General features: G+C 70.2%; 22 protein-coding genes. 20 read left to right on the plus strand and 2 right to left on the minus strand.

Annotation, left to right across the window (positions count from 1 at the left end):
- Positions 1 to 236: 236 nt before the first annotated feature.
- A complete protein-coding gene (locus E8D38_RS23515) occupies positions 237 to 2,984 on the minus strand; it encodes a PAS domain-containing hybrid sensor histidine kinase/response regulator (protein WP_140636237.1) in 2,748 nt (915 codons plus the stop codon).
- A 31-nt stretch (positions 2,985 to 3,015) separates the two neighbouring features.
- Positions 3,016 to 4,101, minus strand: a complete 1,086-nt coding sequence (locus E8D38_RS23520) for a BMP family ABC transporter substrate-binding protein (protein WP_246099628.1) — start codon at positions 4,099 to 4,101, stop codon at positions 3,016 to 3,018.
- A gap of 426 nt (positions 4,102 to 4,527) precedes the next feature.
- Here E8D38_RS23520 and E8D38_RS23525 point away from each other — a divergent pair, with 426 nt between their 5' ends.
- From E8D38_RS23525 to E8D38_RS23620, 20 genes are all read left to right on the plus strand, one after another.
- Complete coding sequence (locus tag E8D38_RS23525; RefSeq protein WP_140636241.1) at positions 4,528 to 5,715, plus strand: CaiB/BaiF CoA transferase family protein; 1,188 nt, start codon at positions 4,528 to 4,530, stop codon at positions 5,713 to 5,715.
- 10 nt (positions 5,716 to 5,725) lie between these two features.
- Complete coding sequence (locus E8D38_RS23530; RefSeq protein WP_140636243.1) at positions 5,726 to 6,739, plus strand: helix-turn-helix transcriptional regulator; 1,014 nt, start codon at positions 5,726 to 5,728, stop codon at positions 6,737 to 6,739.
- 96 nt (positions 6,740 to 6,835) lie between these two features.
- Positions 6,836 to 8,023, plus strand: coding sequence for a lipid-transfer protein (locus E8D38_RS23535; RefSeq protein WP_181179389.1), 1,188 nt, complete (start codon positions 6,836 to 6,838; stop codon positions 8,021 to 8,023).
- A complete protein-coding gene (locus E8D38_RS23540; RefSeq protein ID WP_140636248.1) occupies positions 8,023 to 8,475 on the plus strand; it encodes a MaoC family dehydratase N-terminal domain-containing protein in 453 nt (150 codons plus the stop codon). The genes E8D38_RS23535 and E8D38_RS23540 overlap by 1 nt, the downstream gene beginning before the upstream one ends.
- Complete coding sequence (locus E8D38_RS23545; RefSeq protein WP_140636250.1) at positions 8,468 to 8,878, plus strand: MaoC family dehydratase; 411 nt, start codon at positions 8,468 to 8,470, stop codon at positions 8,876 to 8,878. The genes E8D38_RS23540 and E8D38_RS23545 overlap by 8 nt, the downstream gene beginning before the upstream one ends.
- Positions 8,875 to 10,032 carry an acyl-CoA dehydrogenase family protein gene (locus tag E8D38_RS23550; protein ID WP_140636252.1) on the plus strand — a complete coding sequence of 386 codons (1,158 nt, stop codon included), beginning with the start codon at positions 8,875 to 8,877 and terminating at the stop codon, positions 10,030 to 10,032. Before E8D38_RS23545 ends, E8D38_RS23550 begins: the two co-directional genes overlap by 4 nt.
- Positions 10,029 to 11,525, plus strand: a complete 1,497-nt coding sequence (locus tag E8D38_RS23555) for an AMP-binding protein (protein WP_140636254.1) — start codon at positions 10,029 to 10,031, stop codon at positions 11,523 to 11,525. The genes E8D38_RS23550 and E8D38_RS23555 overlap by 4 nt, the downstream gene beginning before the upstream one ends.
- 5 nt (positions 11,526 to 11,530) lie before the next feature.
- Positions 11,531 to 12,316, plus strand: a complete 786-nt coding sequence (locus E8D38_RS23560) for an enoyl-CoA hydratase/isomerase family protein (RefSeq protein WP_140636316.1) — start codon at positions 11,531 to 11,533, stop codon at positions 12,314 to 12,316.
- Between the two features lie 5 nt (positions 12,317 to 12,321).
- Positions 12,322 to 13,227, plus strand: a complete 906-nt coding sequence (locus E8D38_RS23565) for an SDR family NAD(P)-dependent oxidoreductase (protein WP_140636314.1) — start codon at positions 12,322 to 12,324, stop codon at positions 13,225 to 13,227.
- Complete coding sequence (locus E8D38_RS23570) at positions 13,227 to 13,601, plus strand: Zn-ribbon domain-containing OB-fold protein (RefSeq protein WP_140636256.1); 375 nt, start codon at positions 13,227 to 13,229, stop codon at positions 13,599 to 13,601. The genes E8D38_RS23565 and E8D38_RS23570 overlap by 1 nt, the downstream gene beginning before the upstream one ends.
- A complete protein-coding gene (locus E8D38_RS23575) occupies positions 13,598 to 14,782 on the plus strand; it encodes a thiolase (RefSeq protein ID WP_140636258.1) in 1,185 nt (394 codons plus the stop codon). The genes E8D38_RS23570 and E8D38_RS23575 overlap by 4 nt, the downstream gene beginning before the upstream one ends.
- A 20-nt stretch (positions 14,783 to 14,802) precedes the next feature.
- Positions 14,803 to 15,759: a Bug family tripartite tricarboxylate transporter substrate binding protein gene (locus tag E8D38_RS23580; protein WP_140636260.1), complete on the plus strand. Its 957-nt coding sequence runs from the start codon at positions 14,803 to 14,805 to the stop codon at positions 15,757 to 15,759.
- Entirely contained in the window at positions 15,756 to 17,279 is a 1,524-nt protein-coding gene (locus tag E8D38_RS23585) for a class I adenylate-forming enzyme family protein (protein WP_140636262.1), read from the plus strand. Before E8D38_RS23580 ends, E8D38_RS23585 begins: the two co-directional genes overlap by 4 nt.
- Entirely contained in the window at positions 17,276 to 18,427 is a 1,152-nt protein-coding gene (locus E8D38_RS23590; protein WP_140636264.1) for an acyl-CoA dehydrogenase family protein, read from the plus strand. The genes E8D38_RS23585 and E8D38_RS23590 overlap by 4 nt, the downstream gene beginning before the upstream one ends.
- On the plus strand, positions 18,427 to 18,828 hold the full coding sequence (locus E8D38_RS23595; RefSeq protein ID WP_140636266.1) for a PaaI family thioesterase: 402 nt from the start codon (positions 18,427 to 18,429) through the stop codon (positions 18,826 to 18,828). Before E8D38_RS23590 ends, E8D38_RS23595 begins: the two co-directional genes overlap by 1 nt.
- 133 nt (positions 18,829 to 18,961) lie before the next feature.
- Positions 18,962 to 19,762 carry an ABC transporter ATP-binding protein gene (locus E8D38_RS23600; protein WP_140636268.1) on the plus strand — a complete coding sequence of 267 codons (801 nt, stop codon included), beginning with the start codon at positions 18,962 to 18,964 and terminating at the stop codon, positions 19,760 to 19,762.
- A gap of 109 nt (positions 19,763 to 19,871) precedes the next feature.
- On the plus strand, positions 19,872 to 20,594 hold the full coding sequence (locus E8D38_RS23605) for an ABC transporter ATP-binding protein (RefSeq protein ID WP_140636270.1): 723 nt from the start codon (positions 19,872 to 19,874) through the stop codon (positions 20,592 to 20,594).
- The gene (locus tag E8D38_RS23610; protein WP_140636272.1) at positions 20,591 to 21,460 is read left to right on the plus strand and encodes a branched-chain amino acid ABC transporter permease; all 870 of its coding nucleotides are present in this window, start codon (positions 20,591 to 20,593) and stop codon (positions 21,458 to 21,460) included. Before E8D38_RS23605 ends, E8D38_RS23610 begins: the two co-directional genes overlap by 4 nt.
- Before the next feature lie 2 nt (positions 21,461 to 21,462).
- Positions 21,463 to 22,413, plus strand: a complete 951-nt coding sequence (locus E8D38_RS23615) for a branched-chain amino acid ABC transporter permease (RefSeq protein ID WP_140636274.1) — start codon at positions 21,463 to 21,465, stop codon at positions 22,411 to 22,413.
- A complete protein-coding gene (locus tag E8D38_RS23620; protein ID WP_140636276.1) occupies positions 22,410 to 23,624 on the plus strand; it encodes an ABC transporter substrate-binding protein in 1,215 nt (404 codons plus the stop codon). Before E8D38_RS23615 ends, E8D38_RS23620 begins: the two co-directional genes overlap by 4 nt.
- Positions 23,625 to 23,633: the final 9 nt, after the last annotated feature.

Here is a 23,633-nt window from a genome sequence, read left to right on the forward strand (position 1 = left end):
CCCGAACAGGACAGTGAAACGCCTCAGCGCCGATGATAGTGCGGATTCCCGTGTGAAAGTAGGACATCGTCAGGCTATTAACTCGCAAAACGCCCGACCAGCTGGTCGGGCGTTTTTGCTTTGCGCGGCACATTTTATTGCGCGCCGCTCCAAAAGGCAGCCGCCCGGCTGCCTCGCCGCCAGCCTTATCGAGTTCAAACTGCCAGCCCGCAACTGGGCTCCAAGAACAGCGGCTCTCAGCGCTGCCCGGGAGGGCGGACGGGCGCGATCCATCGTGCCAATGTGGAGAACATCTCGGCCACATTCAACGGCTTGCCGATGTAGTCGTTCATGCCGGCAGCCAGGGCCTTGTCACGGTCACCGACCATCGCATTGGCTGTCATCGCGATGATCGGTAGCTCGCGCAGCCTGGGTTCGCGTCGCAGGATGGCCGTTGCGGCATAGCCGTCCAGCACGGGCATCTGGCAGTCCATCAGGACGACGTCGAAGGTCTCCCGGCCCAGGATGTCGATCGCCTGCCGGCCGTCATCGGCCACCGCGACCTCGATGCCGGCCTCGGCCAACAGGGTGCAGGCCAGTTCCTGGTTGATGGGGTTGTCCTCGACCAGCAGGATGCGAGCGCCGCGCAGGGCTGCCTGCGAGGTTTGCAGCCCCTCGTCGCGCACCTGTGCACGGACCTTGGATGGTTCGGGACGAGCGAGCGCTGCGCAACAGGCGTTCAGCAGGCTCGCGGGCGTGACCGGCTTGCACAGCAGCGTGGAAACGTCGAGGCGGGTTTCGTCCAGTCGCCGCCGCAGGTCGTCCAGACCGAAGGCGCTGACCATCAGCACCGCGGGTGCGGCTCGCCGCCACGGTGCGTGCTGGATCGCGCGCGCGCAATCCACCCCGTCCATTCCGGGCATCTTCCAGTCCAGCAGCGCCAGCGTGTAGGGGTCCCCGTGCGCGTCCTGTTCGGTCAGCTCCTTCAGGGCCTGCGCGCCGCTGGCGGCACCGTCGGCGCGCAGGCCCAATGCGCGCGCCATCGCGACGAGGATGTCGCGTGCCGTCGGGTTGTCGTCGACGATGAGCAGCCGGGTGCCCGGCAGGCTGTCGTGGGCGGACTCGGCCGTGCCCGCCCCTTCGGCCTGCAACCCCAGCCGGACGCTGAAACTGAAGCTGCTGCCCCGCCCGGGTTGGCTGTCGACACGGATGTCCCCGCCCATCATGGCCACCAAGCGGCGGCAGATCGCCAGGCCGAGCCCGGTTCCGCCATAACGGCGGCTGGTCGACATGTCTGCCTGGGTGAAGGGCTGGAAGAGTTGCCGCTGCTGCTCGGGGCTCATGCCGATGCCCGAATCGCGCACCTCGAAATGGAGCCGTGCCGTCGTCTCGTCCCGCTCGAGCAGGCCGACGCCGATGACGATCTCCCCACGCTCGGTGAATTTGACGGCGTTGTTGCCGAGATTGAGCAGGATCTGTCCCAGTCGTGACGGGTCACCCACCAGCCGGGTCGGCACGCTCGGCGACGGATCGAAGATCAGCTCCAGGCCCTTCTCCTCCGCCTTCATGCCGATCAGGCTGGAGACGTTGTCCATGACGTCCGCGAGATCGAAGTCGATGTTCTCCATGTCGAGCTTGCCGGCTTCGATCTTGGAGAAGTCCAGGATGTCGTTGATGATCGCCAGCAGCGATTCGGCGGAGCGGTGCACCGTCTGGATATAGCGCTCTTGCCGCGCGTCCAGCGGGCCCTGCAGCGCGAGGTAGGACATGCCGATGATCGCGTTCATCGGCGTGCGGATCTCGTGGCTCATGCTGGCCAGGAACTCACCCTTTGCCCGCGAGGCCGCCTCGGCCGCCTCGCGGGCCTGGCGCTCCAGGCCCGCGCGCTTGCGCTCCGTCAGGTCGCGGCCGACCATCAGCACGCTGGTCAACTCGCCCCCGGCGCCGAACTCCGGCGTCAGGCTGACCAGGCTGCACACGGGCTGGCCGCGGGCATCGGTCCATTCCAGTTCGAAGTCGAGCGCCTTGCCCTCATGCACGACGCTGGCCAGGCGCTCGCGCAGCGCGCTGCCCGCCGCTTCGCCGAGCATGCCCACCGGGTCGAGCGCGACCCGGTTCGCCGCCTCCCCGGTGGCGTGCGCAGCCAGCGCCGGATTGGCGTACAGGCACTGCATTGCAGGGTCGAATCGGGCGATCACGTCCGGCGAGTTCTCCACCAGGGTGCGGAACTGCCGTTCCTTCTGCTCCAGCGCGGCCTGCAGCTCCAGGCGCGCCGTCACGTCTCGCGAGACGGAAATCAGGTGCGCGGGCTGTCCTTCCCCCATGGACATCTTCGAGACCGACAGCTCGAACCAGCGGCGCCCCACCGGCGTGTCGATCGAGATGATGTTGCCGAGCGACAGTCCGGTCTCGTCGGCCTCGCGCAAGCCGGCCTTGCCGATGGCGGCACTCTCCGGGGACATCACCTCGTCCACCGTGCGCCCGATCAGGTTCTCCCGAGACGCCGCGAGGAGTTCAGGGTTCTTGGTCCAGGCGTTCAGGTAGCGGCCGTCGACGGTGGTCTCGAACAGCAGGTCCGGAAACGCGTCGATGATGCCCTGGGCGAATGCCAGGGTTCGCTTGAGCTCCTGTTCGACCGCCTTGCGCGACGTGATGTCACGCGCATAGTGGATCGTGATGCCTTCCCGGTCCTGCGCCTGCAGCGGTGCGCTCCAGGTCTCGAGCCAGCGTGTTTCACCGCGGCTGTCGATGTAGGCAACCTCGTTCAGCGCGCCCGTGCCCGCGGTGAGCGTCGAGCCGTCGCGCGCGGCGGGAAGGGCACGCGGTGTTCCGTCAGGCGCGCGCGGTGCATCGTCGCGCAGCCATCGACTGAAGGGTTCGTTGCCGATCAGCAGCCGGCCTTGTTCGTCCTCGAGCCAGACCGGAAACGGCAGGGCGTCGAGCAGCGCTCGCTGTATCGACGGGGACTGCGCGCCAGGCTCGTCAGGTGTTGTCTGGTTCGGCATGTCGTTGAATTCGGCGCCAGAGCCGTCGCGATCAGGAGGGCAATTGTCCCTCGACACCCTTGACGTAGAAAGACATGCGGCGCAGGAAGGCGTCGTCGGCCAGCTGTCGCGGGTCCAGGACCTGTCGGCCCCGGTTGTCCGTCAGCGGCCCCCGCCAGATGTCGAAGCTGCCCGTGCGCAGGCCATGGCGCACCTCGTCGACGCGCATGCGCAAGGCCGCCGGAACACTTGCGGGCACGCCGACCAGATCGACCGCGCCTTCCCTCATGCCCCACCAGGACTGGCCCGTGCTCCAGCGTTGCTCGAGCACATCGCGCACGGCCTTTGTGCAGTAGGGCGCCCAGTGGTAGACGATCGAGCCCAGATGCGCCTTGCGTGCGAAGTTGCCCATGTCGCTGGCCAGGCCGAAGCCCAGCTTGCCGCTGCGCTCGGCCACTTCCAGCGCTGCGGGCGAGTCCGTGGTCTGCATCAGGATGTCGGCCCCCAGGTTGATCAGGCTCTGCGCGGCTTCGGTTTCGCGCGGCGGGTTGAACCATTCGTTGACCCAGACGACGCGGGTGCGCGCCGCCGGGTTGACCGACAGGGCGCCCAGCGTGAAGGCATTGATGCTGAGCAAGACCGCCGGCAACGGCAGCGCGCCGACCACGCCGAGCACGCCGCTGCGCGTGAGGCCGCCGGCCACCATGCCGGCCAGATAGGCCGGCTCGTAGGCGCGCGCGTCGTAGGTGCGCAGGTTGGGCGCGGTCTTGTAGCCTGTAGCGTGTTCGAAGCGCACCTGGGGGTGCTCGGCAGCGACGCGAAGCAGCGCATCCATGTAGCCGAACGAGGTCGCAAAGACCAGCTGGTTGCCTTGCTCCACCAGGTCGCGCAGTACGCGCTCGGCGTCGCCGCCTTCGCGCACCGACGCCACCGTCGTGACGCGGATTCGATTGCCGAAGCTGGCTTCGAGTGTCTGGCGCGCGCTGTCGTGCGCGAAGGTCCAGCCCGCCTCACCAACAGGGCCGACATAGACGAAGGCGACCTGCAAGGGCTTTTGAGCTGCAGATGGCAGGGGCCAGGCCGCGCAGCAGAAGGCGGCCAGCAGCCGGCGGCGGTGGATCAGCAGGTCAGCGTCCATGGGTTCCGCTCCGATGCGGCCGCTGTCGGCGCTGGCACCGTACGGCGCAAGCGCCGCACGGTCCGCGAGCCAGGTCGTTGTGTAGCGGCCAGGTTGCAAGATGTCAGGCATGCGGCCGGCCCCCACTCAGCCCGGACTCCGCCCCCGTCTGAACTCTACCTCCTGCGCATGCCCGGCAGCCCTTGCGCGCCGGCCGCGTCGCTGCCTGGTGGCAGGATTCCACAAGGCGCGCCGGCACGATCGTATCGGCCTGCCGAAAACCACCGCCAGCTCCAGCGCCTGTGCCCCGTGCAATGGTGGTAGCCGCGAGTCGCCAGGGACGGCCCTTGGCCGCGTCCCCAGGCCGCTGCGGGCCATGACTGCTTTCGCCAATGCCCTCGGCGTTTCAGCCATCGGCAAGTGCGTGCCGCGTTCCTACACTGTGGCGTGTCCAAGCCAACCCTGTCGCCCTCCGCCGCGCCGCTTGCCGGTATCAAAGTGCTCGACTTCACCCGCCTGGTGCCGGGGCCGGTGTGCACGCTTCACCTGGCCGACCTCGGCGCCGACGTCGTCAAGATCGAGGACACCGGCGCCGGCGACCATGCTCCGCCTGCGTTGCGTGCCATCCTCAACCGCAACAAGCGCGGGCTGCGGCTGGACCTGAAGCAGCCCGAAGGCGTAGAGGCGCTGCTGGCGCTGGCGCGCCGTGCCGACGTGCTGGTCGAGGGCTTCCGCCCGGGCGTGATGGAACGCCTGGGGGTTGGCTATGACGCGGTGGCGCGCGTGAACCCGCGCATCGTCTACTGCAGCCTGACCGGCTACGGGCAGACCGGCCCGTACCGCGACCGCCCGGGCCACGACCTGAACTACTGCGCCGACGCCGGCGTCGCCCACCAGCTCGGCAGCGATGCCGGCACACCCGCGCTGTCGAACCTGCCCATCGCCGACCTGATGGGCGGCGCGCTGACTGCTGCGATGGGCATCCTCGCCGCGCTGTTCGACGCCGCCCGCAGCGGCCGCGGCCGCCATGTCGACATCGCGATGGCCGACGGCGCGCTGGCGCATGCGGTCATGCCGTTCGCAACGCTGTCGACGCGGGGTGCGGTGTGTCCTCCGGGAGGCGACACGCTGACCGGCGGCCTTGCCTGCTACGCGGTCTACCGCACGGCGGATGCGCGCTTCGTCGCGCTGGGTGCGCTCGAGCGCAAGTTCTGGAACGCCCTGTGCGACCTGCTCGGGCGGCCCGATCTGAAGCCGCTGCATCGCACCGGCGATGCGAGCGTCGAACAGCGCCTGCGCGCCGAACTCGGCGCCATCTTCGCCTCGCGCCCGCTTGCTCACTGGGAATCGCTCGACGGCGCTGCCGCGGCCTGCCTGACGCCCGTTCGTACGCTGGACGAGGCCGTGGCCGATCCGCACTACGCCGCGCGCCGCATGGTGCACGAGAGCGTGCATCCGGCCTATGGCCGCGTCGTGCAGCCGGCCTGCCCGGTCAAGCTGAGTGGATTCGAGTTCAGCCTGCGCCGACCGGCGCCGCTGCCCGGCCAGCACAGCGCCGAGGTGCTGGCCGAGGCGGGCATCGATCCGGAGACGATCGAGCGCTGGCTTGGGAAGCGGGTGGTCAGCTCGTCGTAGCATCGGCGGCGTGACACAGACGCACCACACGATCGCGGTCCATCACGTGCGCCAGGCGCTGCTCGGCGCCGTGCGCCTGGGGCTGGCCGACGAGCCGCTGCTGGAGCGTGCCGGCATCGCGCCCGCGCTGCTCGCGTCGCCGCAGGCGCGCGTGTCGCAGATGCAGTTCGCCAGCCTGCTGCGCATCGTGCGCCACGCCACGCGCGACGAGTTGTGGGGCCTGCTGTCGCGGCCTGTGCCGCTGGGCACGTTCACCGAGAACTGCCGCCGGCTGATCCACTGCCTGACGCTGGACGAAGCCATGCGGGCCGGCTTTCGCCACTGGCACGGCGTGCTGCCCGACTTCGTGCCGCGGCTGCGCGTGCACGACGGCGCGGCGCACGTCACACTGCCCGCGCGCGTGGCGCCGAATCCGCGCCTCGTCTTCGCGCAACGCACGTTCCTGTTCTTCAGCATCGGGCTGGCGTCGTGGCTGGTCGGGCGGATGATCCCGCTGCAAGGGGTCACCTACCGCGGCCCCCCGCCGCCGCCGGCCGGCGCCGAGATCGGACGTGCGTTCCGCGCCAGCGTGGCGTACGAAGCGCCGCACTTCGGCTACTCGTTCGAAGCCCGCTGGCTCGCGCTGCCGGTGGTGCAGAACGCGCAGAGCCTGGCCGAGTTCCTGCAACGCGCGCCGGCTGACCTGCTGGTGCGCTACCGCGACCAGTCGAACCTGACCGACCGCATCCGCCGCCTGCTGCGCGCCCACCTCAAGGGCGAGCTGCCTTCGCTCGAAGACGTGGGCCGCACGCTGGCGATGACGCCGCAGACCTTGCGCCGCCGCCTGCGCGAGGAAGGCCAGGGCTTCCAGGCGCTGAAGGACGACCTGCGGCGCGACGCGGCGATCGAGTACCTGGCGCGCCCCGACCTCACGCTGGTGGACATCGCCGAGCAGCTCGGCTTCTCGGAGGCGAGCACGTTCCACCGCGCGTTCAAGAAGTGGACCGGCGTCGCGCCGGGCGAATACAGGCACCGCCAGCGCTGATCGACAGTCAGCGCCGGCGCTGAGCGAATCGGCCAAGCCGATTGGCAGCCGCCGCCATTGGGGACACGCGCACCGCGGCGCATCCTCATGGCCATGATGAAGCGAAACATCCACGTCGTCGGGGTCGGCATGATCCCGTTCACCAAGCCCGGCGCGAGCGATCCCTATCCGGTGATGGGCGCCCGCGCCGCCCGCGCCGCGCTCGACGATGCCGGCATCGACTACGCGCGCGTGCAGCAGGCCTACGTCGGCTACGTCTACGGCGACTCCACCGCCGGCCAGGCGGCCGTGTACGGCCTGGGTCTCTCCGGCATTCCGGTGTTCAACATCAACAACAACTGCGCCACCGGATCGAGCGCGCTCTTCCTTGCCCGCCAGGCGGTCGAGAGCGGCGCCGTCGAGTGCGCACTGGCGCTCGGCTTCGAGCAGATGACCCCGGGTGCGCTGAAGAGCGCCTTCGACGACCGGCCGTCGCCGCTGGCGCGCTTCGCCGAGACGATGGGCACGCTGCAGGACTGGCAGGACGGCGCGCCGCGCGCAGCGCAGTTCTTCGGCGGCGCGGGGCGCGCCTACATGGCCGAGCACGGCATCCGGCGCGACACCTTCGCGCGCATCTCGGTGAAGGCGCGCCAGCACGCGGCGCGCAACCCGTTCGCGGTGTTCCGCAACACCGTCACGCTCGACGAGGTGCTTGCCGCGCCGGCGGTGTTCGACCCGCTGACCCGCCTGCAGTGCTGCCCGCCGACCTGCGGCGCCGCGGCGGCGGTGCTGTGCTCGGAGGCCTTCGCCAAGAAGCACGGCCTGGACCTGAGCGTGCGCATCGCCGCGCAGGCGATGACCACCGACACCGCCAGCACCTTCGACGGTGGCGACATGCGCCGCGTGGTCGGCTACGACATGGCGCGTGCCGCCGCCGACGCCATCTACGAGGCGGCCGGCATCGGCCCCGAGAGCATCGACGTCGTCGAACTGCACGACTGCTTCACCGCCAACGAACTCATCAGCTACGAAGCGCTGCGGCTCACGCCCGAAGGCACGGCCGAGAAGTTCATCGTCGACGGCGACAACACCTACGGTGGACGCGTCGTCACCAACCCTTCCGGCGGCCTGCTCTCCAAGGGCCACCCGCTCGGCGCCACCGGGCTAGCACAGTGCACGGAGCTGGTGTGGCAGCTGCGTGGCCAGGCCGAGCAGCGGCAGGTGGAAGGCGCTCGGCTCGCGCTGCAGCACAACCTGGGGCTGGGCGGCGCCTGCGTCGTCACCCTGTACGAGCGGGTGCAGTGATGGCGGCGCGCATCGATCGCCGCCACATCGGCCACGTGCTGCCGCGCTTCACGGCGGCGGTGGAGGCCGGGCGCCTGCGTTTCTTCGCCAAGGCGACCGGGCAGCGCGACCCGGTCTACGTCGACGAGGCGGCAGCGCGCGACGCCGGCCATCCCGGGCTGCCGGTGCCGCCGACCTTCCTCTTCTGCCTGGAGATGGAGCAGCCGAACCCGGCCGCGATGCGCGAGCTGCTGGGCATCGACTACCGCAGCATCCTGCACGGCGAGCAGCACTTCGAGTACCACACGATGGCCTATGCCGGCGACCGCCTGAGCTTCGAGCCGCGCATCGCCGACATCTACGACAAGAAGGGCGGCGCGCTCGAGTTCGTGTTGCGCGAAACCGCCGTGTCGAACCAGCGCGGTGAGGCCGTGGCGGCGCTGCGCACGCTGACGGTGGTGCGCCATGGCTGATCCGCGTTACGACACCGTGCAGGTCGGCGACACGCTGCCGGCGTTCGAATCCGAGCCGATCTCGCGCCTGGCGCTGGCGCTGTACTGCGGCGCCTCCGGCGACCACAACCCGATCCACGTCGACCTCGACTTCGCGCGCAGCGCCGGCCAGGAAGACGTGTTTGCCCACGGCATGCTGGGCATGGCCTACCTCGGGCACGTGCTGACCGGCTGGGTGCCGCAGCGTGCCATCCGTTCGTTCGGCACCCGCTTCGTCGCCATCACCCACGTCGGCGACCGCATCGCCTGTCGCGGCACGGTGGCGGAGAAGCTTGACGGCCGGCGCGTGCGCATCGAGCTGACGGCCGTCGACCAGAGCGGCATCGTCAAGCTCTCGGGCGAAGCGATCGTCGAGCTCGCATGAACGCCGATCCGCGCTGGATGACCCCGGAGGTCGCGCTCATGCGCGACAGTGTGCGCAAGGTGTTCGAGCGCGAGTTCGTGCCGAACGAGGCGCGCTGGCGGCGCGAGCACGTGGCCGACCGTGCGGTCTGGCGCCGGGCCGGCGAGACGGGCCTGCTGCTGGCCTCGATCCCCGAGGAATACGGCGGCGCCGGTGGCAGCTTCGCGCACGAGGCGGTCGTCGCCCACGAGCAGGCACGCGCGCTCGTCAACAGCTTCAGCATCAACGTGCACAGCGGCATCGTGGCGCACTACCTGCTGGCCTACGGCAGCGAAGAGCAGAAGCGGCGCTGGCTGCCGCCAATGGCGCGCGGCGAGCTGGTGGCCGCGATCGCGATGAGCGAACCCGGCGCCGGCACCGACCTGCAGGCCATCCGCACCAGCGCGCTGCGCGACGGCGACGACTACGTCATCAACGGCGCGAAGACCTTCATCACCAACGGCCATCACGCCGACCTCGTGGTCGTTGCCGTCAAGACCGACCCGCAGCAGCGCGCGCGCGGCGTGTCGCTTGTCGTCGCAGAGACGGCGAGCCTGCGCGGCTTCAGGCGCGGCCCGCTGCTGGAGAAGGTCGGCATGACGGGGCAGGACACCTGCGAGCTGTTCTTCGACGACGTGCGCGTGCCGGCGGCCAACCTGCTCGGCAGCGAGGAGGGGCAGGGCTTTCGGCAGCTCATGCAGCAGCTGCCGCGCGAACGGCTGCTGATCGCCATCGCCGCCGCGGCGACGATGCAGCGCGCAGTCGACGAGACGCTGGCGTACGCGGCGCAGCGCCGCATCTTCGGCGAGCCGCTGCTGGCGCTGCAGAACACGCGCTTCACGCTCGCCGAGTGCCAGACCGAGGCGGCGCTGGCGCGCGCCTTCGTCGACCAGTGCATCGAGCGCCAGCTCGAGGGCACGCTCGACGTGCCGACCGCGGCGATGGCCAAGTGGTCGATCACCGACCGGCTGTGCAAGGTGCTCGACGCCTGCCTGCAGCTGCACGGCGGCTACGGCTACATGACCGAGTACCCGATCGCCCGCATGTGGGCCGATGCGCGCGTGATGCGCATCTTCGGCGGCGCCAACGAGGTGATGAAGGAGCTGATCGCGCGCTCGATGGAGCAGCGCGCGTGACGCCCGATGTGCCCGCGCGCAGCCTCTGGCAGACGCTCGTCGCCGCGGCCGAGCGCAGGCCGGCCAAGGCGGCGGTGTTGTCCGGCGACGAGGTGCTGCGTTACGGCGACCTGCTGCGCCAGGCCGAGGCCCTGGCCGGCTGGCTGCAGACCATTCAGCGCGTGGCGCACGGTGACCGCGTGTTGCTGATGAGCCAGAACTCGCCGCAGTTCGTCGTCGCGACGTATGCGATCCTGCGCGCCGACGCAGCGGTTGTGCCGGTGAACGCGATGTGGACGCGCGACGAGATCGCCCACGTCGTTCGCGACAGCGGCGCCAAGGTCGGTTTCGCCGCCGCCGAGTTCGCCGAGCGCGTGCAAGGCCTCGTCGACATCGTGCCGTGGCGCGAGGCGCTCGCCGCCGGCCGTCGCCCGCTGCCGCACGCCGCCGGCGTGCACGACCTGGCGGTGCTGCCGTACACCTCCGGCACCACCGGCCGGCCCAAGGGCTGCATGCACACCCACGCCACCGTTCAGGCGTCGAACCTCGCTTCGGTGGCGTGGCGCGGCTTCACCGGCGAGGACGTGTTCTTCGCCGTCGCGCCGCTGTTCCACGCCATGGGCATGCAGAACGGAATGCACCTGCCGCTCATGCTCGGCGGCACCGTCGCGATGCTCCCGCGCTGGGACCGCGATGCGGCGCTCGACCTCATCGAACGCCGACGCGTCACCACCTGGGCCGCAGCGCCGTCGATGCTGATCGACTTCTTCGCCCATCCGGCGCTGACGGCCGGGAAGGTGAAGAGCCTGCGGCTCGTCACGGGCGGCAGCGCGCCGATGCCGCCGACGGTGGCCGAGGCGATGTGGGCGCGCTGCGGCATCCGCTACAACGAAGGCTACGGCATGACCGAGACGGCGTCGTTCCTGCAGGCCAACCCGGTCGATCGGCCCAAGGCCGGCACGCTCGGCGTTGCCGGGCCGGGCACCGACACGCGCATCGTCGACCCCGACACGCTGCATGAGCTGCCCCGCGGTGAAGTCGGCGAGATCGTGACCTGTGCCCCGCAGGTGATGCTCGGCTACTGGAACGACGAGGCTGCCACGCGTGAGGCCTTCTTCCATCTGGACGGCAGGCGCTTCCTGCGCACCGGCGATCTCGCGTTCATCGACCACGACGGCTACTTCGTGATGAAGGACCGCCTCAAGCGGATGATCAATGCCGCCGGCTACAAGGTGTGGCCCGCCGAGGTGGAAGCCAGGCTCTACGAGCACCCGGCGGTGCACGAGGCCTGCGTCATCGGCGCTCCTGATGCCCGGCGCGGCGAGACCGTGAAGGCCGTGGTCGTGCGCAAGCCCGGAGCGGTGCTCGACGCGGATGACTTCATCGCCTGGTGCCGCTGCGCGATGGCGGTCTACAAGGCGCCGCGCAGCGTCGAGTTCGTCGAGTCGCTGCCCAAGTCGAACACCGGAAAGATCCTGTGGCGCGAGCTGCAGCAGAAGGAGGCAGATCGGTGAACTGCATGACCTATGAAGTGAGCGGCGGCGTGGCCACGCTCACGTTGAACCGCCAGGCGCAGAAGAACGCCATCGACCTCGCGCTGCGCGACGAGCTGGCGCAGTGCGTGCAGGCCGTGGCGCGTGACCGCGACGTGCGCGCGCTGGTGCTCACCGGTGCCGGGGGCGCGTTCTGCGCCGGCGGCGACCTGCGGGCGATCCTCGGCGCCCAGCTCGATGCCGAGCGCGGCCGCGAACGCATGCGCGACACCCACGCCTGGCTGCAGACGCTGCTGACGCTCGACCGCCCGGTGGTTGCCGCCGTCGACGGCCCGGCCTTCGGCGCCGGCTTCGGGCTGGCGCTGGCGGCCGATTTCGTCGTCGCCTCGCCGCGGGCGCGCTTCTGCCTGTCGTTCCTGCGTGTCGGCCTGGTGCCCGACTACGGCATCTTCCACACGCTGCCCCGCGTGGTCGGCGTGCAGCGGGCGAAGGAGCTGATGCTGTCGGCGCGCGAGCTGCCTGCCGACGAGGCGAAGGCGCTGGGCGTCGTGGCCGAGATCGTGCCGGCCGACCAGGTGCTGGCGCGCGCGCAGGCCATCGCAGCCAGCTTCGCGAATGCCTCGCCCACCGCCGTGAGCCTGATCAAGCGCGCAATGGCGGCGGCGCCGGGTGCCGACCTGGCGACGATGCTCGATTTCGAGGCTGGCGCGCAGGGGCTGTGCTTCGCCTCTGCCGCGCACCGCGAGGCCGCGCAGCGTTTCATCGACAAGCAACCGCCGCTGTTCCAGTGGCCGAAAGGAGATTGTTCATGAGCAGCATGGTCCGCGACAAGGTCGTCATCGTCACCGGCGCCGGTGGCGGCATCGGGCGCGACATCGCGCTGGCGATGGCGCGCGAAGGGGCGAAGGTCGTTGTCAACGACATCGGCGCCTCGGTCAGCGGCGAGGGCGAGGACGCCGGCCCGGCACAGCAGGTGGTGGACGAGATCCGCGCGGCCGACGGCCAGGCCGTGGCCAGCACCGACAGCGTGTCCGACGCCAATGCCGCTGCGCGCATCGTCGGCACGGCGCTCGAAGCGTTCGGCCGCGTCGACTGCGTCGTCAACAACGCCGGCATCCTGCGCGACCGCTTCTTCCACAAGATGAGCGTGGAGGAGTTCGATGCCGTCATCAAGGTGCACCTGTACGGCAGCTACTTCGTGAGCCGCGCGGCGGCCAACCACTTCAAGGAGCAGGGCTCGGGCTCGTTCGTGCACATGACGTCGACCTCGGGCCTCATCGGCAACTTCGGCCAGGCCAACTATGCGGCGGCCAAGCTGGGGATCATGGCGCTGTCGAAGTCCATCGCGCTGGACATGCAGAAGTTCAACGTGCGCTCGAACTGCATCGCACCGTTCGCGTGGAGCCGCATGATCGGCTCGATCCCGACCGAGACCGACGCCGAAAAGGCACGCGTCGAGCGCATGAAGCAGATGACGCCGGCCAAGATCGCGCCGCTGGCGGTGGCCTTGGCCAGTGATACCTGCGCCGATGTCACGGGCCAGGTGTTCGCGGTGCGCAACAACGAGATCTTCCTGATGAGCCAGCCACGGCCGGTGCGCTCGGTGCACCGCGGCGAAGGCTGGACGCCCCAGACGGTGGCGCAACACGCGCTGCCGGCGCTGAAGGGGTCGTTCCATGCGCTGGACCGCTCGTCGGATGTCTTCACCTGGGAGCCGATCTGATGGCCGGAGTGCAAGCCACGCATCAGCAAGCGCTGGACGAAGGCCGCTTCACCATCCAGCGCTGCGGCGCCTGCGGCCGGCACGTGTATTTCCCGCGCGAGGCCTGCCCGCACTGCGGCGCCGGCGCATTGGCGTGGGTCGAGCCTTCGGGGCTGGGTACCGTGCATGCGGTGACGACGGTGCGGCGCAAGCCGGCCGACGGCGGTGACATCGACGTCTCCCTGATCGACCTCGACGAAGGCGTGCGGCTGATGAGCCGCGTCGAAGGCGTTGCCCCTGCCGACGTGAAGATCGGCCAGCGCGTGCGCGCCCGCGTCGCCGTTACCGCGGGCCGCGGCCTCGTCGTCTTCGATCTCGAAGGAGGCGCGCGATGAATGCCGCCATGAAGGCCCTGCGCGGCAGCGCCGCCATCGCCGGCATCGCCACCTTCGGCTGCGGCGAGTCGCCGGGCTACACCGACATGGAGCTGCTCGCCAACGCCGCGCGCGCCGCCGTCGCCGATGCAGGCCTCACGCTGGCCGACATCGACGGCCTGTGCACCGCCAGCGCTTCGGCGCCGATGTGGCCGATGCCGGTGGCCGAGTACCTCGGCCTGCGCCCCTCGTTCATCGAAGGCACGATGCTCGGCGGCTCGAGCTTCATCGCCCACCTGCTGCCGGCGATGCTGGCGCTGCAGGCCGGCCAGTGCAACGCGGTGCTCGTGTGCTACGGCAGCGCGCAGCGCAGCGCCGCCTTCGGCCGGCGCGAGATCGTCGCCGCACGCCGCTTCCTCGACCCTCAGCCGTACGAGATGCCGTACGAGCCGTTCCTGCCGGCGTCGGCGTACGCGCTCGCCGCGTCGCGCCACATGCACGCCTTCGGCACCACGCGGCGCCAGCTCGCCGAGGTGGCGGTGGCCGCGCGTGCCTGGGCGCAGAAGAACCCCGAGGCGTTCACGCGCGATCCGCTGTCCATCGACGACGTGCTCGGTGCGCGCATGGTCTCGGACCCGCTCACCGTGCGCGACTGCTGCCTCGTCACCGACGGTGCGGGTGCCTTCGTGCTGGTGCGCTCAGAACGCGCGCGCGACCTGCCGCGCCAGCCGGTCTACGTGCTCGGCAACGCCACCGCGGTGTGGAACCGCCAGGTCTCGTCGATGCCCGAGCTCACGGTCACGGCGGCGAAGGAATCCGGCGAGCGCGCGTTCGCGATGGCGGGGCTGAAGCCGGCCGACATCGACGTGGTGCAGCTGTACGACGCCTTCACCATCAACACCATCCTCTTCCTCGAAGACCTCGGCTTCTGCGCCAAGGGCGAGGGCGGGGCCTTCGTCGAAGGCGGCGCCATCGCGCCCGGCGGCCGGCTGCCGGTCAACACCAACGGGGGCGGACTCTCGTGCGTGCATCCCGGCATGTACGGCATCTTTGCCCTCATCGAGGCGGTCAGGCAGCTGCGTGGCGAATGCGGCGCACGCCAGGTGGCCGGGGCGCGCACGGCGCTCGCCCACGGCAACGGCGGCACGCTGTCGAGCCAGGCCACGGCGCTGCTCGGCACGGCGGAGGCGCTGGCGGCTTGAGCGGCGTCCAGGAGACAACCATGAACCAGACCATCCGTCGCCTCGTCACCGCCGTCGCGGCGCTGTTCGCCACCTTCGCGCACGCGCAGACCGCGCCGACCGTGCACCTGCTGGTCGGCTACACCGCAGGTGGCCCCGTCGACACCGCCGCGCGCGTCTTCGCACCCGTGCTCGCCCGCGAGCTCGGCGCGCAGGTCATCGTCGAGAACAAGCCGGGCGCGAGCGGTGCGCTGGCTGGCGCGGCGGTCGCCAAGGCGCCGGCCGACGGCCTGACGCTCTTCTTTGCCGCCAGCCCGACGATCACCATCGCACCGCACGTGCTGAAGAAGATGAGCTTCGACCCGGCGAAGGAGCTGACGCCGGTGGCACCGGTGCTCACCTACTCGAACGTGCTCGTCGTCAACAGGGACCTGCCGTTCCGAAGCGTGAAGGAGCTCATCGCCTACGCGAGCGCCCACCCAGGCAAGGTGTTCTACGGCTCGGCCGGCGTCGGAGCGTCGAACCACCTGAGCGGCGAGCTGTTCGCCGCGCAGACGAAGACGCAGCTCGTGCACGTGCCTTACAAGGGCAACCTGCCGGCGATGACCGACGTCATCGGCGGCCAGCTGGCGATGATGTTCGACATCACCAGCACCGCGCGCAACTTCGTCAGCGGCGGCCGCGTGCGCGCGCTGGCCGTCACCTCGCGCGAGCGCAACCCATCGCTGCCCGACGTGCCGACGATGCGGGAGGCGGGGCTGCCGGACTACGAGGTGATCGGCTGGTACGGCATCTACGGCCCGGCCGGCCTGCCGGCTGCGCAGGTGGCGAAGCTCAACGACGCCGTGCGCCGCACGCTGGCCAGCGACGAACTGCGAGCGCTGTGGAACGAACAGGGTTACGACAAGTGGACCGGCGGCCCGGACGTGCTCGCCGCGCAGGCGGCCAAGGACGTTGCGATGTGGGCCGGCGTGACGAAGGGCATCACGGTCGAATGATCCGCCTGCACCACGCCTTCGACGCCTGGCTGGCGCGCGACCCGCAGCGTCCCTTCATCCACGAGCCGCAGCGGACGTGGAGCTTCGCTGCCCTCGGCGCATGGGTCGACGCCGCCGAGCGCGAGCTGCGCGCCGACGGCGTGCGGCCCGGCGACCGCGTGCTCATCGTGGCCGAGAACTGCGTCGGCCACGTGGCGCTCATCCTCGCCTGCAGCCGCGTCGGCGCCTGGTCTTGCGGCGTCAACGCGCGCATGGCCCAAGGCGAGGTTGCCGCATTCGACCGCCAGGCCGATGCCCGCGTCGTCTACTTCACGCACGGCGTGTCCGATGCGGCGGCGCACCATTCGGCGCGCTTCCAAGGCGTGCGGCCTTCGGCATTGGAAGGGCTCTCGCGCAGCGCGGTGCGCCCCGAAGCCATCGCCGAAACCGGGCCCGAGGCGCAAGGCATCGTCGCCATCATCTTCACCTCCGGCACCACGGGTACGCCCAAGGGCGTGATGGTCACGCACGCCGGGCTGCTGCACTTCGCGGGCGTCTCGGCGCGTTCACGCGACCTCGGGCCCGACGACCGCTCCTACGCCTACCTGCCGATGACCCACGTCTTCGGCCTGGCCACCGTGCTGGCCGCATCGCTGCACGCCGGTGCCCAACTGCTGCTGCGCCACGCGTTCTCGCCCGACGACCTGCTGGACGCGCTCGCCCACCACCGGCTCACCACGCTGCAGGGGCCGCCGACCTTGTTCTCGCGCCTGCTCGCTCACCTGGACGCCAAGGGCATCGCCCGGCCAGCCTGCCCGCAGCTGCGCTACCTCTACACCGGCGCCGGCCCGCTCGACCTGACGCTGAAGCAAGGCGTCGAAGCGCGTTTCGGCCAGCCGCTGCACCACGGCTACGGCCTGTCGGAATACGCCGGCTCGGTGGCGCTGACGCGGCTGGGCGAGCGGCGCGACGACACCGCGGCCGGCCACGTCGTCGAAGGCGCCGAGCTGCGCATCGTCGATGCCGAAGGCAACGACCTGCCGGCCGGCCAGCGCGGCGAGATCTGGCTGCGCGGCACCGGCCTGACGCCAGGGTACTTCCGTGACCCCGAGGCCACGCGGGCGGTGATGAAGCCCGGAGGCTGGTACGCCAGCGGCGACCTGGGCGAGCTCGGTGCCGACGGCGCGCTCTTCGTCGTCGGCCGGCTGAAGGAGATGATCGTGCGCTCGGGCTTCAACGTGTACCCGGCCGAGGTCGAGGCCGCGCTCAACGCGTGGCCGCAGATCCAGCGCTCGGCCGTCGGCGGCCGGCGCGAAGCCGACGGCAACGAGCAGGTGATCGCCTACGTCGAGCTGCGGTCCGGCATGACGCTCGACGAGGCCGGGCTGCAGGCGCACCTGCGCGAACACCTCGCCCCCTACAAGCGGCCGGCCCTCGTGCTGCCGGTGGAGCAGTTGCCGATGACGGCGAGCGGCAAGGTCCTGAAGCGCCAGCTGCTCGAACGGTTCCCCGTGGGCCAGCCTGAGGAGACGATCCGATGATCCGCGACCCCGAGGTGATGACCGGGCTGCTCGACAGCGTGCGCCGGTTCGTGCGCGAGAAGCTCGTGCCGGCTGAAGACGTGGTCGCCGAGAGCGACGAGATCCCCGCCGCCATCGTGCAGGGCCTGCGCGAGATGGGGCTGTTCGGCCTCACCATCCCGGAAGGCTTTGGCGGCCTCGGCCTCACGATGGAGGAAGAGGCCCTGGTGATGTTCGAGCTGTGCCAGACCTCGCCCGCGTTCCGCTCGCTGATCGGCACCACGGTGGGCATCGGCTCGCAGGGCATCGTGATGGACGGCACGCCGGCGCAGAAGGAGCGCTGGCTGCCGCGGCTGGCCAGCGGCGAGCTGATCGCCAGCTTCGCCCTTACCGAGCCCGAGTCCGGGTCGGACGCGGCCTCGCTGCGCACCAGCGCGCGCCGCGAAGGCGACCACTACGTCGTCAACGGCAGCAAGCGTTTCATCACCAATGCGCCGCAGGCCGGCGTGTTCACGCTGATGGCGCGCACCGACCCGGAAGACAAGCGCGCCGGCGGCATCAGCGCCTTCATCGTCGATGCGCACTCGCCCGGCATCACGCTCGGCAAGCGCGACCGCAAGATGGGGCAGAAGGGCGCGCACACCTGCGACGTGACGTTCGACGACGTGCGGGTGCCGGCCGAGAACCTCATCGGCGGCATCGAGGGGCGCGGCTTCAAGACCGCGATGAAGGTGCTGGACAAGGGCCGCATCCACATCGCGGCGGTGTGCGTCGGCGTGGCCGAGCGGCTGCTGCGCGACACGCTGCGCTACGCGATGGAGCGCCGGCAGTTCGGCCAGGCCATCGCCGAGTTCCAGCTCGTGCAGGCGATGCTTGCCGACAGCCGCACCGAGCTCTACGCGGCGCGTTCGATGGTGCTCGACGCCGCGCGCCGGCGCGACGCCGGCGACGACGTCAGCATCGAAGCCGCCTGCTGCAAGTACTACGCCTCCGAGATGGTCGGCCGCGTCGCCGACCGAGCGGTCCAGGTCCACGGCGGCGCCGGCTACGTGGCCGACCACGGCATCGAGCGCTTCTACCGCGACGTGCGGCTGTTCCGCATCTACGAAGGCACGAGCCAGATCCAACAGGTGGTGATCGCCCGCGGCATGGTGAAGGAGGCCAGTTGATGGACGCCCCGGTGAACGGCGGCTTCCAGTGGCACGTGCCCTTCAATGCCCACCTGGGCCTCGTGCGCGAACGCGCCGAGGATGGAGAGGCGGTCGTCTCGGTGGTGCTGTCGCCCGAGCTGCTGAACCACCACGGCGGCGCGCACGGCGGCGTCGTGATGACCCTGCTCGACAGCGCGATGGCCAGTGCCGCGGTGTCGCGCGTGGGCTTCGAGCGCCACGTGCTGACGGTCGACATGCACGTGTCGTTCATGCGGCTGGGCGAAGGCCGCCTCGTGGCCACCGCGCAGGCCACCGGCGGCGGGCGTTCCCTCTGCTTCTGCGAGGCCAGCGTGCACGACGAGAACGGCCACCTGGTCGCCCGTGCGATGGGGACGTTCCGTTACCGCGATCCGCGTTGACGGGCTCGGCAGGAAGGTGCGTTTTCGCCAATCGAACTTCACCGTTCTCGCCATTCGCAGCCAGGCAGGTGCTGCCTAGACTGGACCGCATACAAGCCGGCGAACAGAACCGGCCACCACAGAAGGAGACTCGATGACGTTCGGTGGACCGAGCGGGCTTGTGGCGCCGGCGGCGCTGCTCGAAGTGCGCGGCCTCACGCTGCGTTTCGGCGGCGTGGTCGCGCTCGACGACGTGTCGTTCGACGTCGCGCCCGGGCAGATCTGCGGCCTGATCGGGCCCAATGGTGCCGGCAAGACCTCGCTGTTCAACTGCCTGTCGCGCCTGGTGGCCTGCAGCGCCGGCGAGATCCGCTTCGCCAGCCAGCCGCTGCACACGCTGCCGCGCCACCGCATGGCAGCGCTCGGCATCGGCCGCACGTTCCAGAACCTGGCGCTCTTCCGATCCCTCACGGTGCGGCAGAACGTTCTGGTGGGCACGCACAGCCGGCGCCGCGCGGGCTTCGTCGCCCACGCGCTGCGCCTGCGCACGGCGCTGCGCGAAGAGGCCGACCACGCCCGGCGCGCCGACGAGCTGCTCGAGCTGCTGGCCATCGCGGATGTCGCGCAGGTGCCGGTGGCCGAGCTGCCCTTCGGCACCCAGAAGCGCGTGGAGCTGGCGCGCGCGCTCGCCGCCGAGCCGCGGCTGCTGTTGCTCGACGAGCCGGCGTGCGGTCTCAACCACGAGGAGATCGGGCGCCTGGCCGCGCTGATTCGCGAGCTGCGAGCACGCTTCTCGCTCACCGTGCTGCTGGTCGAGCACCACATGGGCCTGGTAATGGCCCTGTCGGAGAAGATCGTCGCGCTGAACTTCGGCCGCAAAATCGCCGAAGGTACGCCCGCCGAAGTACGGCGCGAGCCCGAGCTCGTGAAGGCATACCTGGGGGCGGCAGCATGAGCACCTTCCCCTCACCCCTGGCCCTCTCCCGCAAGCGGGAGAGGGTGACGATCGCATCGGCTTGCTCCCTCTCCCGCTTGCGGGAGAGGGTTGGGGTGAGGGTAGTGCAATGAGCGCTGCGCTGCTCGACGTGCGCGGCCTGCAAGCCGGCTACGGCGCGACGCGCGTGCTGCACGGCATCGACCTCCAGGTGGCCGAAGGCTCGATCACCGCGCTGCTCGGCGCCAACGGCGCCGGCAAGACGACCACGCTGCGCGCGCTGTGCGGCCTGATCCGGCGCGAGGGCGCCGTCACGCTCGCCGGCCGGCGCATCGACGCGCTCGCCACCGAGGAGATCGTTCGCCTGGGCGTCGCCCACGTTCCCGACGGACGCGGCACGTTCACCGGCCTGACGGTCGAGGAGAACCTGCGCATGGGAGCCGCCACGCGGCGCGACCGCGCGGGAGTGCGCGAGGACATCGAGCGCTGGTACGAGTACTTCCCGCGGCTGAAGGAGCGGCGCGCCCAGCAGGCAGGCACGCTGTCCGGCGGCGAGCAGCAGATGCTCGCGATCGCACGCGCGCTGATGCTGCGCCCGCGGCTGCTGCTGATGGACGAGCCGTCGTTCGGCCTCGCGCCGCTCGTCGTGCAGGACATGTTCCGCATCATGCGGCGCGTGCGCGAAGCGCAGAACGTGGCGATCCTGCTCGTCGAGCAGAACGCCGAACTCGCGCTCGAGCTGGCCGACACCGCCTACCTGCTGGAGACCGGCCGCATCGTCCTCGCCGGCCCGGCCGCGGTGGTGCGGCGCGACGAGGCGGTGCAAGATGCCTACCTCGGGGCTGCGGCATGAACGGGCTGTTGTCGCAAGTGCTGGCGGGGCTGGCCACGGGAGGCATCTACGCGAGCCTGGCCCTGTCGCTGGTGATGATCTACCGCAGCACGCACCACGTGAACTTCGCGCAGGGCGAGATGGCGATGTTCTCCACCTTCGTCGCCGCGCTGCTCGTCGAGGCCGGCTGGCCGTACTGGGCCGCCTTCTTCGCCACCGTGGCATTCGCCTTCGTGATGGGGGCGCTGATCGAGGCGACGCTGATCCGGCGCCTGCGCAACGCACCGGTGCTCTCCATCGTCGTCGTCTTCGTGGCGCTGCTGGTGACCCTGCACAGCCTGGCGGGCTGGCTCTTCGGTTATGCGATCCGGCCGTTCCCCACGCCCTTCGGCGATGCCGGCGTCGCCGGCGGCTTGCTGTCGGCGCACCAGCTCGGCGTGATCGGCGTCACGCTCCTGATGCTGGCGCTGATCTACGCGTTCTTCCGCTGGTCGCCGCTGGGCCTGCAGATGCGCGCGACGGCCGAGAACCCGACGTCCAGCCGACTCGTGGGCGTGCGCGTGAACCGGATGCTCGCGCTCGGCTGGGGCCTGGCCGGTGCCGTCGGGGCGGTCGCCGGCATGATGGTCGCGCCGGTCGTCTTCCTCGACGTGCACATGATGTCCGGCGTGCTGGTGTACGCGTTCGCGGCCGCGGTGCTCGGCGGCGTCGGCAGCGCGCCCGGGGCGGTGGCCGGCGGCTTCATCGTCGGCGTGCTCGAGAACCTGCTCGGCACCTACGTCGTCGGCTCGGAGCTCAAGCTCACGATGGCGCTGGTGCTCATCGTCGTCGTGCTCGTCGCACGGCCGGCCGGGCTGTTCGGCAAAGCCGTGGTGGTGAGGGTGTGAAGATGAAGCAGGTCGCTCTTCCGATCGCCGCGCTGGCCGCGGCGTGCGCGCTGCCTTTCGTGCTGCCGAACTACCTGGTGTTCCAGGCCACGCTGATCATCGCCAGCGCGCTGGCGCTGCTCGGCCTGAACCTGCTCACCGGCTTCAACGGCCAGATCTCGCTCGGCCACGGCGCGTTCTACGCACTCGGCGCCTACGCCGCGGCCATGCTGATGGAGCACGCGGGCTGGCCTTACTGGGCCACCTTGCCGGCGGCGGCGCTGGCCGGCGGCGTGATCGGCGTGCTGTTCGGGCTGCCGGCGCTCAAGCTCGACGGCGTGTACCTCGCGCTGGCCACGTTCGCGCTCGGCGTCGCGACCCCGCAGCTGTTGAAGTACAAAGGCCTGGAGGCGTGGACCGGCGGCTCCCAGGGGCTGGTGCTGATGAAGCCTTCGGCCCCTTTCGGCCTGCCGCTGAACGACGACCAGTGGCTGTATTTCTTCAGCCTCGTGGTCGCCTTGACGCTGTTCGCCCTTGCCCGCAACCTGCTGCGCGGCGCCGTCGGCCTGTCCCTGGTGGCGGTGCGCGACCACCCGATCGCCGCGCAGGCGATGGGTGTCGACAACGCACGCGTCAAGACCGTGACCTTCGGCATTTCCGCGGCGTACACCTCGGTGGCCGGGGCCCTGTCGGCGATCGTGGTGCAGTTCGTCGCGCCCGACGGCTTCACCGTCTTCCTGTCGATCACGCTGCTGGTCGGTGCCGTGGTTGGCGGGCTGTCGTCGCTGTCGGGCGCCCTGTACGGCGCCGTGTTCATCCAGTTCGTGCCGCAAGTGGCCGCGCAGGTGTCCAAGGCCGCTCCCTGGGCGGTGTACGGCGCCATCCTGCTCGTGCTCATGCTGGCCTGGCCCACCGGCGTCGCCGGCGCCGTCGCACGCCTGCAGCGGCGTGCCTTTTCAAGGAGCAGCTCATGAGACGTCTCGTTCTCGGTCTTGCGGCCGCGCTGGCCGTCGCTTTGTCCGTTGGCGCGGGCCCGGCCGCAGCGCAGAAGAAGTACGACCCCGGCGCCTCGGACACCGAGATCCGCATCGGCCAGACCATGCCGTACAGCGGCCCCGGCTCGATCTACGGGCAGGTGGGCAAGACCGAGGCCGCGTACTTCCAGATGATCAACGAGCAGGGCGGCATCAACGGCCGCAAGATCAGGTTCATCAGCCTGGATGATGGCTACTCGCCGCCCAAGACGGTCGAGGGCGTGCGCCAGCTCGTCGAGCGCGACGAGGTGCTGTTCCTCTACGGCCTGTTCGGCACCGCGCCCAACACCGCCATCCACCGCTACGTCAACGCGAAGAAGATCCCGCACCTGCTGCTGCTGACCGGCGCGTCGAAGTGGAACGACCCGAAGAACCACCCCTGGACGGTGAGCTTCTACCCGCACGCCCCGTCGGAAGCGAAGATCTACGCGCGCCACCTGCTCGAGACGCGGCCGAACGCGAAGGTCGCCATCCTCTACCAGAACGACGACTACGGCCGCGACTACCTCAACGGCTTCAAGGAAGGCCTGGGCGCGAAGGCGAAGCAGATGGTCGTCGCCGAAGCCTCGTACGAGCTGACCGACCCCACCGTCGATTCGCAGATCGTTCAGCTGCGCGCCTCGGGCGCCGACGTGCTGATGAGCTTCAGCACCGCCAAGGCCGCGATCCAGACCCTGCGCAAGGTGCACGACAGCGGCTGGAAGCCGGTGCACTACATGGCGCAGGGCGCCGCGCTGATCGGCGCCGTGTTCAAGCCGGCGGGGCTGGAGAAGGCCACCGGCGTGATCTCCACCGCCTACCTGAAGGACCCGACCGACCCGCAGTGGCAGAACGACCCGGCCTATCTGGAGTGGCTGGCCTTCATGAAGCGTTACCGCCCCGACGCCGACCTCACGCTCGGCTCGCACGTGTACGCGACGATGAGCGCGAAGCTGCTGGTCGAAATCCTGCGCGCCTGCGGCGACGACCTCACGCGCGCCAACGTGCTGAAGCAGGCGACGTCGATCAAGGCGACGCAGCTGCCGATGTTCCTGCCGGGCGTCATTGTGAGCAGCGCCCCGGGCGACTACCGGCTCATCAAGTCGTTGCAGCGGGTGCAGTTCGACGGCACACGCTGGAACAAGCTCGGCTCCTTCGTTGCCATCGACTAACGCCACCAC

Origin of the sequence: Methylibium rhizosphaerae, from assembly GCF_006386545.1 — a bacterium.
Lineage (GTDB): Bacteria > Pseudomonadota > Gammaproteobacteria > Burkholderiales > Burkholderiaceae_C > Pseudorivibacter > Pseudorivibacter rhizosphaerae.

Excerpts from the sequence above, each read along its gene's own strand:
- E8D38_RS23595 (WP_140636266.1), top strand. The coding sequence starts at position 18,427 with ATGGACGCCCCGGTGAACGGCGGCTTCCAGTGGCACGTGCCCTTCAAT.
- E8D38_RS23560 (WP_140636316.1), top strand. The coding sequence starts at position 11,531 with ATGACCTATGAAGTGAGCGGCGGCGTGGCCACGCTCACGTTGAACCGC.
- E8D38_RS23570 (WP_140636256.1), top strand. The coding sequence starts at position 13,227 with ATGGCCGGAGTGCAAGCCACGCATCAGCAAGCGCTGGACGAAGGCCGC.
- E8D38_RS23545 (WP_140636250.1), top strand. The coding sequence starts at position 8,468 with ATGGCTGATCCGCGTTACGACACCGTGCAGGTCGGCGACACGCTGCCG.
- E8D38_RS23610 (WP_140636272.1), top strand. The coding sequence starts at position 20,591 with ATGAACGGGCTGTTGTCGCAAGTGCTGGCGGGGCTGGCCACGGGAGGC.
- E8D38_RS23565 (WP_140636314.1), top strand. The coding sequence starts at position 12,322 with ATGGTCCGCGACAAGGTCGTCATCGTCACCGGCGCCGGTGGCGGCATC.
- E8D38_RS23615 (WP_140636274.1), top strand. The coding sequence starts at position 21,463 with ATGAAGCAGGTCGCTCTTCCGATCGCCGCGCTGGCCGCGGCGTGCGCG.
- E8D38_RS23540 (WP_140636248.1), top strand. The coding sequence starts at position 8,023 with ATGGCGGCGCGCATCGATCGCCGCCACATCGGCCACGTGCTGCCGCGC.
- E8D38_RS23515 (WP_140636237.1), bottom strand. The coding sequence starts at position 2,984 with ATGCCGAACCAGACAACACCTGACGAGCCTGGCGCGCAGTCCCCGTCG.
- E8D38_RS23580 (WP_140636260.1), top strand. The coding sequence starts at position 14,803 with ATGAACCAGACCATCCGTCGCCTCGTCACCGCCGTCGCGGCGCTGTTC.
- E8D38_RS23535 (WP_181179389.1), top strand. The coding sequence starts at position 6,836 with ATGAAGCGAAACATCCACGTCGTCGGGGTCGGCATGATCCCGTTCACC.
- E8D38_RS23620 (WP_140636276.1), top strand. The coding sequence starts at position 22,410 with ATGAGACGTCTCGTTCTCGGTCTTGCGGCCGCGCTGGCCGTCGCTTTG.
- E8D38_RS23520 (WP_246099628.1), bottom strand. The coding sequence starts at position 4,101 with ATGGACGCTGACCTGCTGATCCACCGCCGCCGGCTGCTGGCCGCCTTC.
- E8D38_RS23575 (WP_140636258.1), top strand. The coding sequence starts at position 13,598 with ATGAATGCCGCCATGAAGGCCCTGCGCGGCAGCGCCGCCATCGCCGGC.
- E8D38_RS23590 (WP_140636264.1), top strand. The coding sequence starts at position 17,276 with ATGATCCGCGACCCCGAGGTGATGACCGGGCTGCTCGACAGCGTGCGC.
- E8D38_RS23550 (WP_140636252.1), top strand. The coding sequence starts at position 8,875 with ATGAACGCCGATCCGCGCTGGATGACCCCGGAGGTCGCGCTCATGCGC.
- E8D38_RS23585 (WP_140636262.1), top strand. The coding sequence starts at position 15,756 with ATGATCCGCCTGCACCACGCCTTCGACGCCTGGCTGGCGCGCGACCCG.
- E8D38_RS23600 (WP_140636268.1), top strand. The coding sequence starts at position 18,962 with ATGACGTTCGGTGGACCGAGCGGGCTTGTGGCGCCGGCGGCGCTGCTC.
- E8D38_RS23605 (WP_140636270.1), top strand. The coding sequence starts at position 19,872 with ATGAGCGCTGCGCTGCTCGACGTGCGCGGCCTGCAAGCCGGCTACGGC.